This is a genomic window from Shimia sp. (assembly GCF_041624275.1).
Classification (GTDB): domain Bacteria; phylum Pseudomonadota; class Alphaproteobacteria; order Rhodobacterales; family Rhodobacteraceae; genus Shimia.
Genome location: NZ_JBFJVE010000071.1, coordinates 1 through 13,221, shown reverse-complemented (window position 1 = coordinate 13,221; position 13,221 = coordinate 1). Strand labels below are relative to the sequence as shown.

At 66.9% G+C, this 13,221-nt stretch carries 14 protein-coding genes; all 14 read right to left on the bottom strand.

Features of this window, described 5'->3' with window-relative positions; translation table 11 throughout:
• Nucleotides 1-134 precede the first annotated feature (134 nt).
• A complete protein-coding gene (locus ABZD10_RS07510) occupies nucleotides 135-1,346 on the bottom strand; it encodes a DegT/DnrJ/EryC1/StrS family aminotransferase (protein WP_372885529.1) in 1,212 nt (403 codons plus the stop codon).
• 116 nt (nucleotides 1,347-1,462) lie between these two features.
• Nucleotides 1,463-2,770 (bottom strand): NAD(P)/FAD-dependent oxidoreductase, encoded by a 1,308-nt coding sequence (locus ABZD10_RS07505; protein ID WP_372885528.1) that lies wholly within the window; start codon nucleotides 2,768-2,770, stop codon nucleotides 1,463-1,465.
• An 84-nt stretch (nucleotides 2,771-2,854) separates the two neighbouring features.
• Nucleotides 2,855-4,213 carry a glutamine synthetase family protein gene (locus ABZD10_RS07500; RefSeq protein WP_372885530.1) on the bottom strand — a complete coding sequence of 453 codons (1,359 nt, stop codon included), beginning with the start codon at nucleotides 4,211-4,213 and terminating at the stop codon, nucleotides 2,855-2,857.
• Nucleotides 4,213-4,893 (bottom strand): type 1 glutamine amidotransferase, encoded by a 681-nt coding sequence (locus ABZD10_RS07495; protein WP_372885527.1) that lies wholly within the window; start codon nucleotides 4,891-4,893, stop codon nucleotides 4,213-4,215. The genes ABZD10_RS07500 and ABZD10_RS07495 overlap by 1 nt, the downstream gene beginning before the upstream one ends.
• Before the next feature lie 124 nt (nucleotides 4,894-5,017).
• Nucleotides 5,018-6,334, bottom strand: coding sequence for a glutamine synthetase family protein (locus tag ABZD10_RS07490; protein ID WP_372885526.1), 1,317 nt, complete (start codon nucleotides 6,332-6,334; stop codon nucleotides 5,018-5,020).
• A gap of 173 nt (nucleotides 6,335-6,507) precedes the next feature.
• Nucleotides 6,508-7,314 (bottom strand): ABC transporter permease, encoded by an 807-nt coding sequence (locus ABZD10_RS07485; protein ID WP_372885524.1) that lies wholly within the window; start codon nucleotides 7,312-7,314, stop codon nucleotides 6,508-6,510.
• Nucleotides 7,311-8,195, bottom strand: a complete 885-nt coding sequence (locus ABZD10_RS07480) for an ABC transporter permease (protein ID WP_372885523.1) — start codon at nucleotides 8,193-8,195, stop codon at nucleotides 7,311-7,313. The genes ABZD10_RS07485 and ABZD10_RS07480 overlap by 4 nt, the downstream gene beginning before the upstream one ends.
• A gap of 57 nt (nucleotides 8,196-8,252) precedes the next feature.
• Nucleotides 8,253-8,978, bottom strand: coding sequence for a transporter substrate-binding domain-containing protein (locus ABZD10_RS07475; protein ID WP_372885521.1), 726 nt, complete (start codon nucleotides 8,976-8,978; stop codon nucleotides 8,253-8,255).
• Nucleotides 8,979-9,017: 39 nt separating this feature from the next.
• On the bottom strand, nucleotides 9,018-9,794 hold the full coding sequence (locus ABZD10_RS07470; RefSeq protein WP_372885520.1) for an ABC transporter ATP-binding protein: 777 nt from the start codon (nucleotides 9,792-9,794) through the stop codon (nucleotides 9,018-9,020).
• A 129-nt stretch (nucleotides 9,795-9,923) separates the two neighbouring features.
• The gene (locus tag ABZD10_RS07465) at nucleotides 9,924-10,658 is read right to left on the bottom strand and encodes a phosphate/phosphite/phosphonate ABC transporter substrate-binding protein (protein WP_372885519.1); all 735 of its coding nucleotides are present in this window, start codon (nucleotides 10,656-10,658) and stop codon (nucleotides 9,924-9,926) included.
• Entirely contained in the window at nucleotides 10,655-11,095 is a 441-nt protein-coding gene (locus ABZD10_RS07460) for a TerB family tellurite resistance protein (protein WP_372885517.1), read from the bottom strand. The genes ABZD10_RS07465 and ABZD10_RS07460 overlap by 4 nt, the downstream gene beginning before the upstream one ends.
• Nucleotides 11,096-11,270: 175 nt before the next feature.
• Nucleotides 11,271-11,687, bottom strand: coding sequence for a TerB family tellurite resistance protein (locus ABZD10_RS07455; protein ID WP_372885515.1), 417 nt, complete (start codon nucleotides 11,685-11,687; stop codon nucleotides 11,271-11,273).
• On the bottom strand, nucleotides 11,687-11,980 hold the full coding sequence (locus tag ABZD10_RS07450; protein ID WP_372885514.1) for a DUF1330 domain-containing protein: 294 nt from the start codon (nucleotides 11,978-11,980) through the stop codon (nucleotides 11,687-11,689). Before ABZD10_RS07450 ends, ABZD10_RS07455 begins: the two co-directional genes overlap by 1 nt.
• A 124-nt stretch (nucleotides 11,981-12,104) precedes the next feature.
• The coding region (locus ABZD10_RS07445; protein ID WP_372885513.1) for a CTP synthase at nucleotides 12,105-13,221 on the bottom strand (1,117 nt) is incomplete at its 5' end.

The window sequence follows — 13,221 nt, the reverse complement described above, 5'->3', positions numbered from 1 at the left end:
GGCGCGGCAAAAGCGGCTCAACGATCCGCCATTCCTCATCGCTCAGGTCATATCGTGCCATGCTCACCTCCTGCTCTTTCGCAGAAGTGAATCACGCTAATCTCGTCAGTGGAACCCCTTATTGAGTACAGACCCTAGGCGGCGCGGCTGGCGCCCATCACTTCCTCTGCGGCCCCGGTCAGCGCGCCGGCGATCACCTCCAGCTCGTCGCGGTTCAGCCGTGCCGGCAGGCGCACGTCGCAGGCGCGCATCAGCATGGCGCGGGTGCGCGGCAGCTCGGGCAGGTGGTCGAGGAACTGCCAGTTCCAGAAGGCGCGGGCATTGTCGGTGGACCGGCCGAAGACCTGCACCTTGACGCCGCGCGCATTGGCCGCCTTCTGAAAGGCGAGAACCTGCGCCGGGTCCATGTCGACGAGGTTGAACTGGATCGAATCCGGGGCGCGCTCCTCGGGGGGCAGTTTCTCGGGCACCTGCAACCACGGTGATGCGTTCAGCAGCCCGGCGACATGGTCGTGGTTGGCCCGCCCGTCGCGCACCCGGCGCGGCACCTCGGCCAGCTGCGGGCGGATGATCGCCGCCGACAGGTTGCTGAGCCGCAGGTTGTAGAGCGGCAGCAGGTTCTGCCAGCGGGCAAAGGCCTGTTCCAGCGCGGCGCTGTTGTCGCCGGGGCAGGGCTTGTGCTTCTGCCAGTTGTGCTCGTAGGCGCCCGACATGATGACCGCCCGCGCCAGCAGGTCGGCGTCGTCGGTGACAAGGATGCCGCCCTCGCCGGCGTTGACCAGCTTGTAGGACTGGAAGGAAAAGCAGCCGATGCGGCCGATGGTGCCGATCCGGCGCCCGTGCCAGGTGGTGCCGAGACTATGCGCCGCATCCTCGATCACCGGGATGCCGCGGGCCTCGCAGAGCGCCATGATCGCGTCCATGTCCGAGGTGTGGCCGCGCATGTGGCTGATGATCACCGCCGCGATGTCCTCCTTGAGCCGGGCTTCGAAATCCCCGAGATCGACCCGGTAATTGTCGCCGACCTCGCAGAGCACCGGCACGCAGTCGGCATGGACCACGGCCGAGGGCACGGCGGCAAAGGTGAAACCGGGGATCAGCACCCGGGCGTCGCGCGGCAGGTCCAGCGCCTTCAGCGACAGGAACAGCGCCGCCGAGCAGGAAGAGACCGCCAGCGCGTATTTGCTGCCCATCATGGCGGCGAATTCCGCCTCCAGCAGCGCCACCGGCGCATCCTGGGGCGCGGTATAGCGAAACAGATCGCCCGATTGCAGCAGCCGCGCCACCTCGGCCATGGCGGCCTCGGGGATCGGTTCGGCGTCATAGACATTGGGGGGCAGGGTCATAGTTTTCACTTTTCTTAACGCAATCTTCGAGAAAGATAAATTAAGCGCCGGGCAAAGGCCAGCCTCGGGGGGGCGGCGGCAGATGAAACTCCGATGACAGAAAGCGCGGCGGCGGCTCAGAGGCCAAGCCGGTCGCGCAGCGCGAACCAGGTCATCGCCAGCGCCAAGAGCGGGGTGCGAAAGCCCGCCCCGCCGGGAAAGGCCGGCGCCGGCACCCGCGCCATGGTGTCGAACCCCTCGCTCTGACCGGCGATCGCCTGCGCCAGCAGCTGCCCGGCATGGGTGGCGGTGCCGACCCCGTGGCCGGAATAGCCCGAGGCCGACAGCACCCCCGGCGCCAGCCGGGCGAAAAAGGGCATGCGCTTCATGGTGATGCCCAGCGTGCCGCCCCAGGCATGGTCGATCTCGACATCCTTCAGCTGCGGAAAGATCTCGACCATCGGCCGGCGCACCAGCGCCGCGATGTCGCGCGGGAACCGATAGCCATAGCTCTCGCCGCCGCCGAACAGCAGCCGCCGGTCATGGCTGAGGCGGAAATAGTTGATGACGAACTTGCTGTCGGCAACCGCCACGTCGCGGCGCAGCACCCCGTCCAGCTCGGCCTTGCTCAGGGGGCGGGTGGCGGCGATGAAATTGTTGATCGGCATCACCCGCGCCGCCACCTTCATGTCGAGCGTGCCGAGATAGCCGTTGCAGGCCAGCACCACATGCTCGGCATCGACCCGGCCGCGCTCGGTCTGCACGGTGTTGCGCGCGCCCCGGATCAGCCCGTGCACCGGCGAGGTTTCGTGAATGCGCACCCCCGCCGCCGCCGCCGCCCGCGCCAGCCCCAGCGCATAGGCCAGCGGGTGCAGATGCGCCGCATCCATGTCGAGCGAGCCGCCGACATATTTCGGCGAGGGGCAGATCGCCTGCATCCGCTCGCGGTCCAGCGCCTCGATATGCGGATAGTCGTAATGCTCGCGCAGATGGGCGACATGCTCATGCTCGTGGCGTACTTCGCGGGCGCTGAAACAGGCATGGGCCACGCCCGGAGTCAGGTGGCAGTCGATCGCATGTTTTGAAATCAGCGCCTTGGTCAGGGATTTGGCCTCTTGCGCCAGCAGCCAGAGCTTCTGCGCATCCTCGCGCCCGACCAGCCGTTCCAGCCCTTGCTGTTCCAGCCGCTGGCCCGAGCCGAGCTGCCCGCCATTGCGCCCCGAGGCGCCAAAGCCGACCCGATGCGCCTCGAGCAGCACCACGTCATAGCCGCGCTCGGCAAGATGCAGCGCCGCCGACAGGCCGGTATAGCCGGCCCCGACCACGCAGACATCGGCCCGGGTTTCGCCGCGCAGGGGGGCAAAGGGCGGCAGCGGCGCGGTGCTTGCCGCGTACCAGCTTGCCGGGTAGTGCCCCGGCCGGTCATTGGCATAAAGCAGGTTCACGGCGTCTTCCCCCCGGTCTTCATCTCGTCAAAAATACTCGCGCCGCTGGCCGCCGGGCGCTGCGGCGCCCGGCCCCCGGCAGGCTCACACGTTGAGCAGCAGATGCTCGCGTTCCCAGGGGCTGATCACCGCCAGGAACTCGTCATGTTCGGTGCGCTTGACGATGGAATAGACGCGGGCAAATTCCGGCCCGACGATGGCATGCAGCTTGGCCGCCTCCTCGAACAGGTCCAGCGCCGCGCCCAATTCGCGCGGGATCGCCTCTTCGCCGTCATATGCATCGCCCCTGAACGGCGCCGTCGGCTGGCGCTGTTCGAGCAGCCCCAGATAGCCGCAGGCCAGCGAGGCGGCGATGCCGAGATAGGGGTTGCAATCCATCCCCGCGACCCGGTTTTCCACCCGCCGCGCCGCCGGCGAGGAAATCGGCACCCGGATGCCGGTGGTGCGGTTGTCGCGGGCCCATTCGAGGTTGATCGGCGCCGCGTGGTCGCGCACGTAGCGGCGGTAGGAATTGACATAGGGGGCAATCATCGGGATCGCGGTCGGCAGATGGGTCTGCAGCCCGGCGATGAAATGCGAGAAGGCGGGGGTTTCGCCGCCCTCGGCATCGGAGAAGATGTTCTGCCCGGTGGCGATGTCCAGCACCGAATGGTGGATATGCATGGCGCTGCCGGGCTCGTCGCCGATCGGCTTGGCCATGAAGGTGGCATAGCAGTCATGGCGCAGCGCCGCCTCGCGGATCAGCCGCTTGAAATAGAACACCTCGTCGGCCAGCGCCACCGGGTCGCCGTGCAACAGGTTGATCTCGAGCTGCCCGGCGCCGCCTTCCTGGGTGATGCCGTCGATGTCGAAGCCCTGGGCCTCGGCGAAGTCATAGATGTCGTCGATCACCGGGCCGAATTCGTCAACGGCGGTCATCGAATAGGCCTGGCGGGCGGCGGCGGGCCGCCCCGAGCGGCCCATCATCGGCTCGATCGCCTTGGCCGGGTCGACATTGCGCGCCACGAGGTAGAATTCCATCTCGGGCGCCACCACCGGCTGCCAGCCCTTCTGGCGATAAAGCTCGACCACCCGTTTCAGCACGTTGCGCGGGCTGTATTCGATCGCCTTGCCGTCGATGTCATAGGCGTCGTGGATCACCTGAAGCGTCCAGTCCCCGGTCCAGGGCGCGGCGGTGGCGGTGGCCCAGTCGGGGCGCAGCACCATGTCCTTCTCGATGAAGCCCTCGTCGCCGGCGGCCTCGCCCCAGTCGCCGGTGATGGTCTGGTAGAAAATCGAATCGGGCAGGTGGAAATAGTCCTGCTTGGCGAATTTCTTCGCCGGCACCGCCTTGCCGCGGGCGATTCCGGGCAGGTCGGAGATGATGCATTCCACCTCGTCCAGGCGCCGCCCCTCGAGGTAGTCGCGCGCCGCTTGCGGGGTTTTCTCGATCCAGTCGGCCATCATGCCCTCTCTCTCTTGAAGAAATCGGCGATCTGATCGGCGAAGGTCTGGCTGGCGGTGGGCAGGTGGATGTCGTCCACCGCGCGGTCGAGCAGATCCTGCGGCACCACCCCCTTGCCGCGGGTGTTGATCAGCCCGCCGATCACCGCGGCGCCGAATTCGGGGTGCGGCTGGATGGTCAGGATCTGGTCGCCGTAAAGCAGCGCCGCGTTCTCGCAGAAATCGTTCGAGGCCAGCACCCGCGCGCCCTCGGGGCGCTCTGTCACCTGGTCCTGGTGCCAGGCGTTGAAGGCCATCTCGACGCCGCCGAAATCGTAGCTCTGGCGCCCGACGGCCCAGCCGCCGGCGAATTTCTCGACCTTGCCGCCAAGGGCCTGGGCGATGATCTGATGGCCGAAGCAGACCCCGACCAGCGGCCGCCCGGCGGCGGCGATCTCGCGGATCAGCTCTTCGAGCGGGGCGATCCAGGGGTGGTCTTCATAGGCGCCGTGTTTCGAGCCGGTGATCAGCCAGCCGTCGGCCGCCAGGGCCGAGGCGGGAAACTGCTGGTCGACGACGTTGTAGACCGCGAAGTCGAAGCCGTGATCGCCGAGAAGGGCGCGGAACATGTCCTCGTAGTCGCCCAGTTCCGCCTGCAGCTCGTCCGGGAAATGCCCGGTTTGAAGGATGCCGATTTTCATGTGTCACCGATATTTGATCAAATTTAGCCTAACCGAGAATGCCGCCCCTGCGCAAGGGGCGGGTCCGGCGTGGTTACCTGCCGTCCTTCCGCGTCCGGTGCCGTCACCGCCGACGCGAAAGGGCTCAGACTCTTTCGAGGTAGATCTTCCAGTGGTCCTTCGCCGGGATCTCGGCCAGCTTGGCAAATTCCTGGCGCTTGGTCATCACCAGATTTTCGATCAGCAGGGGCGGCAGGCAGCGGGCGATGAAGGCGTCGCTTTCGAACCGGTCGATGGCGGCGCCCCAGTCGGGGGCCAGCTGCGGCAGGTCCTGGGCATAGGCGTTGCCGGTGATCGGCGCCGGCGGCACCAGCGCCTCGTCGATGCCCTCGATCGCCGCCCCGAGCACGGTGGCCAGCATCAGATAGGGGTTGATGTCGCCGCCGGCGACCCGGTGTTCGATGCGCCGCGCCGCCGGCGGGCCGCCGGGGATGCGGATGGCGGCGGTGCGGTTCTCATAGGCCCAGCAGGCGCCGGTCGGGGCATGGGCGCCGGGCACCAGCCGGTCGTAACTGGGCCCGTGCGGCGCGAAGATCAGGGTCGAGGCGGGCATTGCCCGCACGCAGCCGGCGACCGCCTGTTTCAGGGCCTCGGTGCCCTCGGGGCCGCCGTTGTCGAAGACGTTGCGCCCATCCCGGTCGAGAACCGAGAAATGCACATGCATGCCGTTGCCGGCGTCATCGGCATAGGGTTTGGCCATGAAGCTGGCGGCCAGCCCGTGGCGCCGCGCCAGCCCCCGTGTCAGCGCTTTGAACAGCCAGGCGTCATCGGCGGCGCGCAGCGCCGCCTGATGGTTCAGCGTCACTTCGAACTGGCCGAGGCCGCTTTCGTTGATGATGGTCTGCACCGGCAGGCCCATGGCGACGCAGCCCTCGTAGAGCGCGGTGAAGAAGCCGTCGAAGGCGTCGAGCTCGTCGACCGACAGGATGTCGGGGCCGAACAGGCGCCGGTTGCTGCGCGGGTCGCGCGGCGGGCGGGGGCGTTTGCCGCTGGCGTCGATCAGGCTGAACTCCATCTCGGTGGCGGCCATCACCTGCCAGCCGCGCGCCTCATAGCGGCCCAGCACTCCGGCCAGCACCTGACGCGGATCGCCGAGAAACGGCGTCCCGTCCTCGCGGTGCATGGTCAGCGGCACCAGCGCCGAGGCGGTTTCGAGCCATGGCATCGGCACCGGACCGCGATCGGTGGGCAGCAGGATCCCGTCCTTGTCACCGCTTTCGAAGACCAGCGGCGAATCCTCGATGTCGGCGCCCCAGATGTCGACATTGAGGCAGGACAGCGGCATGCGCACAGCCCCCTTGTCCAGCTTTTGCGCATATGAGGCCGGCACCCGCTTGCCCCGCATCTGCCCGTTGAGGTCGGATGCGGCCACGCGCAGGGTCGAGAATTGCGAGAGATCCATGTCAGTCACCTGTCCTGTCACCCAGTGTTTGCGCCATTTCTAACCCAGCCGTCCCGGCCTGTCATCATAATTTGATCAAAAGTTTCCGCGACGACAGGACGGCGCCGCCGCAGATGGCAAAAGACCCGCCGTTTCCGGCGGGTCGAAGGCGGCGGCAGCGATGCATGCGCGGTTCAGCGGATCAGGTTCATCCGCAGGCGCAGCCGCTGGCGCTTGGCCTGTGGCAGGTGCCGGTTGAGCCGCCGGTTGATGAGCCCGAACAGCCCGACCACAATCAGGGTCAGCAGGATGAAATAGCCGGCGAGGATCGGGTAGGGCACGAAGGGGTTGAAGGTCTTGTCGGCGAAATAGCTGGCGTAATAGAGCGCATCGCCCTTCTGCCGCCAGGCCGGGAAGCCCGAGAAGAAGACCAGCGTCGTGGCGTGGAAGAGGAAGATCGCCTCGTTGGTATAGGCCGGCCATGCCAGCCGCATCATGGTCGGGAAGACGATGCGCCGGAAGCGGCTCCAGCCCGACATGCCATAGGCGTCGGCGGCCTCGATGTCGCCCTTGGGGATCGACAGCAGCGCGCCATAGAAGATTTCGCCGGAATAGGCGGCGGTGTTGAGGAACAGCACCACCAGCGCCCCCAGCCATGCGGCGGTGAAGGGGGCGAAGACCGGGAACACCTGTTTCAGCGAGAGGAACAGGAAATAGGCGAAGAAGAACTGGATGAACAGCGGCGAGCCGCGGAACAGGAAGATCAGCCATTCGGCCGGCTTGCGCAGCAGCGGGCTGCGCGACGCCTTGCCCATGGCCAGCGCGGTGGCCAGAAAAAAGCCGCTGAGCAGGGCCAGGATGCCGAAATAGACATTCCAGATCATCCCCGAGCCGATCAGCGTGACCTGCTGGCAGAGGGTGAAATCCTCTTTCGGCAAGAGCCGCGCGCCGATCCCGACCGAGCGCAGGCCGTAATCGGCGATGGTGTCCCAGCAGCTCATGCGTTCGCCCTCCGCTGGGCTTCACCGCCGGCGGTCGCCTGACCGTGGGTGAGACGTTTCATCAGCCGCTCGAGCACCACCTCGGAGACCCGTGTGAAGCAGAGATAGAAGACCAGCAGCGCGAGGAAATACCACATCCGCCAGTCGCCGTGCGGATAGGCGGTGAAGCGGGCGGTTTTCGAGCCGCCAAGCTCGCGCGCCCAGTAGACGATGTCCTCGACCCCGAGCAGGAACAGCAGCGGCGTGGCCTTGATCAGCACCATCCACAGGTTCGACAGGCCGGGCAGGGCATAGACCCACATCTGCGGCACCAGAATGCGCCAGAAGGCCTGGCGGTGGGTCATGCCATAGGCCTCGGCGGTCTCGATCTGGGCCCGTGGCACGGCGCGCATGGCACCATAGATCACATTGGCGGCAAAGGCGCCGAAGACGATGGCAAAGGTCAGCACCGCGAGGCCGAAACCATAGGTCTCATGCACCCATTGCGCGGCCTCGCCAAGCGGCATCTTGGCCTCCTGGCAGACCACGAAGTCATTGCCCTGGCGCACCGGCTGGTCCCAGTCGGGGCATTTGACCTTGTGGCGCAGCCATTCGATGGCCTGATCGAGGGCGATGACGAAGAACAGGAAAAAGGCGATGTCGGGCACCCCGCGCACCACCGCGATATAGGCCTTGCCGATCCAGCTCAGCGGGGCAAAGCGCGCCCGCGCCATCATCGCGCCGCCAAAGCCGAAGGCCAGCGCCGCCGGCGCCGTGATCGCCAGAAGCAGCAGAACCGTTCCGAAGGAAAGATAGAAAGACATGTGCTTGCCCGTGGTCAGGTAGCACGAAAGCCAGCGCAGGCCGGACAGGAGGTCGGGGTCGGAACAGTATGAAAACATGTCAAAAAAGACGGGGCCGGAATGGGACCAGCCCCGCCTGTGTCCTTGCGGCCGGGATCAGAAGCCCGGGCCGATTTCCCATTTCGCCAGCAGCGCGTTCAGCGTGCCGTCGGCTTTCATCGAGGTGATCGCCGCGTCGAACTTGGCCTTCAGCTCGCCATCGCTTTCGCGCAGGCCCATGCCGACGCCGCCACCGATCAGCTCTTGCTGCTCAAGCATCATCAGGTCGGCGTTTTCCTCGGCGAAGGGGCGCAGGTAGGCATCGTCGGCCAGCACCGCGTCGGCCTCGCCGTTGCGCACGGCGGCGATGGTCTCATCGGGGGTGGCGAACTCGACCAGAGTCGCGCCCGAGGCGGCAATGAAGGCGGCCTGGATGGTGCCGGTCTGGGCCGCCACGACGCCGCCCTTGATGTCGGCATCCATCGACATCGCCAGATAGCCCGAGGGGTCGGGCTGGGTGTAGTTCTGGGTGAAGTCGATGACCTCGTCACGCTCGGCGGTGATCGACATGCCGGCGATGATGGTGTCGTAGTTGCCCGAGACCAGGTTGGGGATGATCGAATCCCATTCGTTGGTCACCCATTCGCAGGTCAGCTGGGCACGCTTGCACAGCTCGTCGCCCAGTTCACGCTCGAAGCCGTCGACTTCGCCGGCGTCATTGAGGAAGTTGTACGGAGGATAGGCGCCCTCGGTGCCCATGCGGATGGTCTTGCCATGTCCGTCGGCCATGGCGAACCCGGCGGCCAGCGCCAGCGCGGCAGTGCTGAGGATCAGTTTCTTCATTGTCTTACTCCCAGTGGTTGTGTCGTCTTTTATCTTGTGTCAATGCGCCGCGGTCGCCGACAGGAAGCCCCGCAGCCGTTCGGTTTTCGGCGCGCCGAACAGGGTTTCGGGATCGCCCTGTTCCTCGATCCGGCCCTGATGCAGGAACACCACATGGTTGCTGACATCATGGGCCATCTTCATGTCGTGGGTGACGATCAGCATCGTGCGCCCCTCTTCGGCAAGGGCCTTGATAACCCGCACCACTTCCTGTTCCAGCTCGGGGTCCAGGGCCGAGGTCGGCTCGTCGAACAGCAGCGCCTCGGGCTCCATGCAGAGGGCGCGGGCGATCGCGGCGCGCTGCTGCTGGCCGCCCGACAGCTGCGCCGGATAGGCGTCGTGCTTGTCGGAGATACCGACCTTGTCGAGATATCTGTGCGCTGCCGCCTCGACCTCGTCGCGGGGCCGGCCAAGCACCGTCAGCGGCGCCTCCATGACGTTCTGCAGGATCGTCATGTGCGACCAGAGGTTGAACTGCTGGAACACCATCGACAGGTTGGTGCGGATGCGCAGAACCTGCTTCGGGTCGGCCGGATGGCGGCCATGGCCGCGCCCCTTCCAGGTCACCGGTTCGCCCTTGAACAGGATCTCGCCCTGCTGGCTGTCCTCGAGCAGGTTGGCACAGCGCAGGATCGTCGATTTGCCCGACCCGGACGAGCCGATCAGCGACACCACGTCGCCGCGATGGGCGGTGATGTCGACCCCCTTGATGACCTCGAGCGGGCCATAGGCTTTGTGAAGATCACGGATTTCGAGGACGGGCGTGCTGTCGGACAAGGGCTGGATCACATTGCTGTTTGTTCTGTCTGGCGAACAATAGGGCTGAAAAAACGCGACAATGCAACTTGCAAAACGGTGGCTCGGGCGCGAATTTCTCCGTTTCGGTCGGCGGGGCGACCGGATCGGTCAGGGCGCCGCGGGGGTCGGCACCGCCAGATAGGCGCTGGCCGGGATCTCGACAAGCCCGGTCAGACCCAGCACCGCGCGATCAGCGGTCGAGAGCCCGGCAATCGCCGTTGCCAGCGCTTGGCGCAGGGCGCGCGGGTTGCCGCGCGGCCCGGTGATATAGGGCAGGGCCGGGGTCGAAGCGCTGCGCGCCACCATATGCAGGTCGGCGGCGAAACCGTCATAGCGGCGGATCATTTCCCAGCTCAGCGCATCCAGCGCCGCGAAACTGGCCTTGCCTTCGGCCACCGCCCGCGCCGACAGCACATGGGCCCCGGTCTGCAGCCGGCTGCGCGGCGCCAGCCCGAGCCCGCCGAGATGGGTCAGCGGCGCCGCCCAGCCCGACTGCGACATCGGCTCGTTATAGGCAAACACCCCCTGGCAGAGCTCCTCCAGCGTCGCCTGGGCGCGGTCGGCGTGGCACAGGAAGACGCTGTAATAATGCCCTGCCGGGCAGTCGGGCAGGGCGTGGTCCGGGGTCGCCACCAGCTGCACCTGCCGGTACAGCCCCATGCGGTAGGGCATGCCGCAGGTCTGGGCCAGCAGCAGCTCCGGGTCGCGCCAGATGCCGTCGAAGTCGCGGTCCCGCGTCAGCCGACGGGGGCCGTGGCCAAGCGCGGCGCGGGTCGCCGCCCACAGCCGGTCGTTGGCGGCGGCCGTCTCGGGGCGGTCATACATGCCGAGGCTGGCAATCATGGCGCCGCCGCCACCCTTTGGCGGGCCAGCGCGCTGTCACGATCGTTGATGCCCAGAAGATTGGCCGCCAGCCGCACCACCGCCTCTTCCTCGGCGGCGCGCGCGCCATCGGCCAGCACCACCTGCCACAGCGCCTCGATCACCTCGAGCCGCGCCTCGTGGGGCACCGCCTCCTTGATCTGGCGGGTAAAACGCACCGTGTCCGGGGCCTCGGCCTCGACCGCCTCGCCGCTGCGCCGCAGCGCCGCCGCCTCGGCGGGCGAGAGGTCATAGCGCGCCATCAGCACCCGGTCGATCTGGGCCGCCTCCTCGGCGTGGTAGACATGGTCGGCGCGGGCGATCCGCACCAACAGCGCGCAAAGCGCCAGCCGGGCGTCGCGATCGGCCAGACCGTCATCGGCGGCGCCGGACAAGCGTTTGAAAAATCCTGCAATCATCCTGTTCTCGCTCCTGATCCGGCGCCCGGCGAAGGGGCCATGGCGGCTTTCTCTTGCGGCAAATATCCCGGGGGGCGGCGCCGGTGCCGGCGGCACCGGAGGCGCGGGGCAGCGCCCCCGACCACGCCCGCATCCGGGCCCGTCGCCGCCGGTGCAGCGCCGCCGCGCGTCCCGCTCACGCCGGCCGGTCCTCGGCGCGGATGCCAAAGATCTTCTCGATCTCGGCCAGTGCCGCCTGTTCCTCGGGCGCGGCGCTGCCATCGGCGCGCATCACCCGGCACAGGGCGCGGAACATCTCGAGCCGGTGCGGATAGTCCACGGTCTGGCGGATCAGCAGCGCGAAATCCGGGGTGCCCGGGGCCTGGGCCTCGAGCTTTTCGCAAATCGCCCGCATCTTGGCCGCCTCGATCGGCTTCAGGGCGAAGCCCGCCGCGAGGATGCGGTCGATCTCGCCGATCTCCAGCGCGTCGTAATGGTGGTCCGACTTGGCGATCCGCACCAGCAGCGCCCCCAGCGCCAGATGTTCGTCGGGCTCGGGCAGGGGCGGGGTTTCGGGTTTGCCGCGCAGCCGGTTGATCAGGCTCTCGAACATCAGCCCTCGTAGCCTTCGACGATCACCATGTTGTTGACGCTGACCGGGTCGCGGATCGCCTTGGCGGCCTGGTAGGCCGCGCTTTCGTAACAGGCCAGCGCCGCCGCGTAGCTGGGAAATTCGATCACCACATTGCGCGAGCGCGCCGTGCCCTCGGGGTTGGTATACTGCCCGCCGCGCACCAGAAACCGGGCGCCGTACTGCGCGAAGGGCGCGGCATTGGCCGCGATGTATTTCTTGTAGGTCTCGAGGTCGTCGACCTCGACACTGCCGATCCAATAGCCCTTGGGCATGGCCTGTGCTCTCCCGTGATTGTGCCAGATGGCGGGGCGTCTCCCGGCATCAGTCTGAAAGAGGACGGCGCGCGACGCAATCCCTTCGTGGCAACAATCTGGCGCCGGCCGCGCCGCGGGCGGCTCAGACCAGGCGCGAGTTTTCCTTGGCGGCGCGGACGAATTCCTTGAACAGCGGGTGCGGCTCGAAGGGTTTCGATTTCAGTTCGGGATGGAACTGCACGCCGATGAACCACGGGTGGTCCTGCCATTCGACGATCTCGGGCAGCCGGCCGTCGGGCGACATGCCGGAAAAGCGCAGGCCGCATTCCTCGAGCTTCTCGCGATAGGTGGTGTCGACCTCATAGCGGTGGCGGTGGCGTTCCTCGATCGCGGTTTCGCCATAGATCTCGGCGACCTTTGAGCCCTCGGTCAGCACCGCGTCATAGGCCCCGAGCCGCATGGTGCCGCCCTTGTCGTCGTCGTGCTTGCGGGTCACCTTGGCATTGCCCTGCACCCATTCCTTGAGGTGATAGACTACCGGCTCGAAACGCTTGGCGCCGGCCTCGTGGTCGAATTCCTCGGAGCCGGCGCTCTTGATGCCGGCGACGTTGCGCGCCGCCTCGATCACCGCCATCTGCATGCCGAGACAGATGCCGAGATAGGGGATGCCGCGTTCGCGGGCATATTGCGCCGCCTTGATCTTGCCCTCGGTGCCGCGCTCGCCAAAGCCGCCGGGCACCAGGATCGCGTGATAGCCCTGCAGGTAGGGGGCGGCGTCGGCCTTGTCGAAGACCTCGGCATCGACCCAGTTGACGTTGACCCGCACCCGGTTGTGCATGCCGCCGTGGGTCAGCGCCTCCTTGATCGACTTATAGGCGTCCTCGAGCTGGGTGTACTTGCCGACGATGGCGACATTGACCTCGCCGTCGGTGTTGTGGATGCGGTCGGCGACGTCCTCCCAGACGCGCAGGTCGGGTTTCGGCGCCGGGGCGATGCCGAAGGCATCGAGCACCGCCTGATCGAGGCCCTCGCGGTGATAGGCCAGCGGCGCCTCGTAGATGGATTTCAGATCATAGGCCGGCACCACCGCCTCTTTGCGCACGTTGCAGAACAGCGCGATCTTGTCGCGTTCCTTCTCGGGGATCGGCTGCTCGGAGCGGCAGACAAGGATGTCGGGGGCGATGCCGATCGACTGCAGTTCCTTGACCGAGTGCTGGGTCGGCTTGGTCTTCAGCTCGCCCGAGGCCGCCAGATAGGGC

Bases quoted from the DNA above. Each gene is read 5' to 3' on its own strand.
- ABZD10_RS07510 (WP_372885529.1), bottom strand. From the start codon at position 1,346: ATGACCCTGCCCCCCAATGTCTATGACGCCGAACCGATCCCCGAGGCC.
- ABZD10_RS07500 (WP_372885530.1), bottom strand. From the start codon at position 4,213: ATGGCCGACTGGATCGAGAAAACCCCGCAAGCGGCGCGCGACTACCTC.
- ABZD10_RS07495 (WP_372885527.1), bottom strand. From the start codon at position 4,893: ATGAAAATCGGCATCCTTCAAACCGGGCATTTCCCGGACGAGCTGCAG.
- ABZD10_RS07490 (WP_372885526.1), bottom strand. From the start codon at position 6,334: ATGGATCTCTCGCAATTCTCGACCCTGCGCGTGGCCGCATCCGACCTC.
- ABZD10_RS07485 (WP_372885524.1), bottom strand. From the start codon at position 7,314: ATGAGCTGCTGGGACACCATCGCCGATTACGGCCTGCGCTCGGTCGGG.
- ABZD10_RS07480 (WP_372885523.1), bottom strand. From the start codon at position 8,195: ATGTTTTCATACTGTTCCGACCCCGACCTCCTGTCCGGCCTGCGCTGG.
- ABZD10_RS07475 (WP_372885521.1), bottom strand. From the start codon at position 8,978: ATGAAGAAACTGATCCTCAGCACTGCCGCGCTGGCGCTGGCCGCCGGG.
- ABZD10_RS07465 (WP_372885519.1), bottom strand. From the start codon at position 10,658: ATGATTGCCAGCCTCGGCATGTATGACCGCCCCGAGACGGCCGCCGCC.
- ABZD10_RS07460 (WP_372885517.1), bottom strand. From the start codon at position 11,095: ATGATTGCAGGATTTTTCAAACGCTTGTCCGGCGCCGCCGATGACGGT.
- ABZD10_RS07455 (WP_372885515.1), bottom strand. From the start codon at position 11,687: ATGTTCGAGAGCCTGATCAACCGGCTGCGCGGCAAACCCGAAACCCCG.
- ABZD10_RS07450 (WP_372885514.1), bottom strand. From the start codon at position 11,980: ATGCCCAAGGGCTATTGGATCGGCAGTGTCGAGGTCGACGACCTCGAG.